This window comes from Planctomycetota bacterium (assembly GCA_038746835.1).
Taxonomy (GTDB): domain Bacteria; phylum Planctomycetota; class Phycisphaerae; order Tepidisphaerales; family Tepidisphaeraceae; genus JBCDKH01.
On record JBCDKH010000281.1, the window covers coordinates 1 to 3,140 of the forward strand.

Sequence of the window (3,140 nt, forward strand, 5' to 3'; positions counted from 1 at the left end):
AACTTCGAGGCCGCAACGGTTCACCGAGACGTGCTGACCGTTCGCGTTGATCGCAAGACGGCAACGGACGAGAAGCTGTGGCACGAGCGCGCGTCCGAGCTGTCGCGAAATGTGTCCGGAGTCGTGGTCGGCCCGTTCCACGACGTCAACTTGCATTTGGAACGCGTGCTGTCGAAGTTGAAGGTGCCGACGGCGTCGTGGCACCATCCGGTCGATGACGATCCGCCACTGAAGGTTGATCGCGTGCTGCCTGACCACGAGGCGGGAGCTGGGATGCTGGTCGACGAGCTGGTCACCCGCGGTTGCAGGCGGATCGTCCAGATCGCGCCGAGATATTCGTCATTGCCGTGGTGGCCGATGCGGCGCGCTGGGTACGAGCAGGCGATGCGGCGTCACGACTTGCAAATCAGGCCACCCGTGGAAGTGCGACCGCCGTTGCACTGGGTGCCGCCCGACGCCCGCCCGAACGACTTTGACGAGGTAAGCCGGAACATCGCTGGTCATTTGATCGAGCAGCTAACCGGTCCGGACCGCGCTGACGCGTTGCTCGTCCCGGGTGACGCGCTTGTGCCGGTGGTTGCTCGTGCGTGTCGGCTGTTCGGCTTGGAGCCCAATCGCGACGTGCTTCTGGCGGGTTACGACAACCTGCTCGACGGGCATTGGGCGCTCGAGCACGAACCGACCCGGCCGATCGTGACCGTCGACAAGCACAACTTCGAGATCGGCCGCGGTCTTGTCCGGACGCTGACCGCTCGATTAGCCGGCGAGTTCGGGCCGATCGATGGCGATCCGCACACCGAGTTCGTCGAGCCGAAGCTCGTCTTTAACGAATCAAAGCGCGACTGACAGTCGGGGTGTCCCGGCGTCGAAGCGACTCACTGTGTCACCTTTTGGAGGAACCATGCTGAACAACACTCTCTCATCAACCGGTGGTCTGGCGGCCATCACCGCCGCGGCCGTCCTGGCGAGCTCATCGCTTTCCAACGCCGCAGTCGTCAACGTCGAGTACGACGCCTCGACGGTCACGAACGGTGACACCGTCTGGGTCAACAACGTCAACAGCGGGAGCCGCGATGCGAGCTTCGGCGCTGGCCTCGTGACGTCAGTCGGCGATCCGAGCCCGACCGGCATCGACGCGTCCGTGCTGTTCGACGGCAGCAACGTGGCCTCGATCGCGCCGTCGTTCAACCCGACGCCCGACACGGCCAGCATCGAGATCTGGTTCAAGCCCGCCCTCGCCGACGCGAGCAACTTCGTCGATGGCGTCCTCTTTGAGACCGGCGGAGCGGCTAAGGGATTAATGGTCGGCATCAACGGTGCAACCGACATCGCGAGCCCGACCAATCCGAACTCCATTGTCGCGGCAATCGGCGGAACGAGTTCAGCGGACGGCAAGCAGATTCTGAGCGTTCCGCTCGACATCTCGGCAGCGGACGACTTCGTCCATGTCGTACTAACGGTGGGTCCCGACGGCTCGAAGCTGTACGTCAACGGGGCGTTGGCTGATAGCAACGCCACCGTCAACGACGACTGGGCCGGCTCGAACTCGGGCGCTCTCGGTGGAACCGGTGGCGGTAACCTCGGTGCTGGCGGTGGCGTGGGCTTCACGGTCCTTCCAAGCAACAGCGACAACTTCGAAGGCGAGATCGGCCTGTTCCGCTTCTACGGACCCGACGATAACGACGTCGGCGTCCTGACCGCCCAGGAAGTCAACGATCTCTACCTGACCGTCGTCCCCGAGCCGTCGTCTGCCTTGATGGGCATCGTCGGCGCGGGACTGCTCGTCGCTCGTCGTCGCCGCGGCTAGGTGACCCATTGTTTTGGTCCGCTCGCGCCCCGACCGGCACGAGTGGGCTTTGCGCAGCATTGCCGCTCGCAGTCCCGCATCTGAGGAGGTCCCATGTCAGGCTGCACCACCCTGTCCGATCGCTCGATATCCAAGCGTGTCCGAGGCGGATTCACCCTCGTCGAGTTACTCGTCGTCATCGGCATCATCGCGCTGCTCGTGTCGATTCTCTTGCCGTCGCTGTCACGCGCCCGTGCCAGCGCATCCGCGGTGGTCTGCCAGTCGAACCTCCGGCAAATCGGAGCCGGCATTTTGATGTACACGCAGGAGTACCGCGACTACTTGCCCAGCGCACACAAGGACGACGAGTTCGACACCGGCCTCGGCAACAACGGCGCGATGTGGGTCACCCGTGTCAGCGAACTCGGCTACCTCGGTGGCGAGGGTGAGGGCGATAAGAACCGCGACGGCGAAGACGTCTTCCGCTGTCCGTCCGACCGATTGACCCCAACGGATCAAACCAGCTGGAACGGCCGGCCGAATTTCACGTCGTACAAGGGGCTGGGCCGCGTCGGGTGGGACGTCAACGCATTCGGGCACAAGACGAGCAAGGTGCCGGGTGGTGCGAATACCAAGGATCCCAACGCGCCGTTCGATGTCTTCGACATGAGCCGCGACAACTCGTCTGGGGTACCGATCATCGTCGAGCTCGTGGTCGACGGAAACTACGCGCTCAGCTCCCGGGGCTTGGCCGCTCCGTTTCATGACGGGTTCAAGCACCCTTCCACGACCCCATTGACGTGGAATAGTGACACCTCCACGCCGCACCTGGATAAGCGTCGCAGCGTGCTGTACATCGACCAGTCGGTCCGGTTTGGCTACGTCAGCTTTCAGGACCCAGATGCCGACGTGGAGTTCATGCATCCTGGTGCTGAGTAGCTGTTGTCATTCAGACTCCTCCTAAGCCGGCCGGCGGACCGTTTCGGGTTCGCCGGCTTCGCTTTGCGCCTCGCGACCGGCTACAAACATCGCAATGATTTCGCAGACGCCGTTCCAGCAATTCCTCGCTCCGCGGCTCCGGACGATGGCCAAGCGGATTCGATCGACTATCTGGGAGCCTGTAGACACCGCCACAGCTGTTGCGCGTACTGAGGCGACGCACGAACACCGATTCGTCGTGGATGTCAGCGAAGATGACTTCGCACCAGTTGACCTCGGCAAGCTGCCACTGACGTGGGGCCGAAAGTTCCAGCAGTGCTGGTGGCGCATCGAGCTGCCGACGCTCGAAGGTCGACACTACCTCAAGTGGGACGACGAAGGCGAGGCCACGCTTTATCGGCGGCATGGCGAGGGC

Annotated in this window: 4 protein-coding genes; all 4 read left to right on the forward strand. The window is 63.3% G+C overall.

Annotated features, from left to right (window positions below):
* The coding region (locus AAGI46_16595; protein MEM1013826.1) for a LacI family DNA-binding transcriptional regulator at positions 1 to 846 on the forward strand (846 nt) is incomplete at its 5' end.
* A 55-nt stretch (positions 847 to 901) separates the two neighbouring features.
* Positions 902 to 1,807, forward strand: coding sequence for a LamG-like jellyroll fold domain-containing protein (locus tag AAGI46_16600; GenBank protein MEM1013827.1), 906 nt, complete (start codon positions 902 to 904; stop codon positions 1,805 to 1,807).
* A gap of 93 nt (positions 1,808 to 1,900) precedes the next feature.
* Positions 1,901 to 2,725, forward strand: coding sequence for a type II secretion system protein (locus AAGI46_16605; GenBank protein MEM1013828.1), 825 nt, complete (start codon positions 1,901 to 1,903; stop codon positions 2,723 to 2,725).
* A gap of 94 nt (positions 2,726 to 2,819) precedes the next feature.
* The coding region (locus AAGI46_16610) for a hypothetical protein (GenBank protein ID MEM1013829.1) at positions 2,820 to 3,140 on the forward strand (321 nt) is incomplete at its 3' end.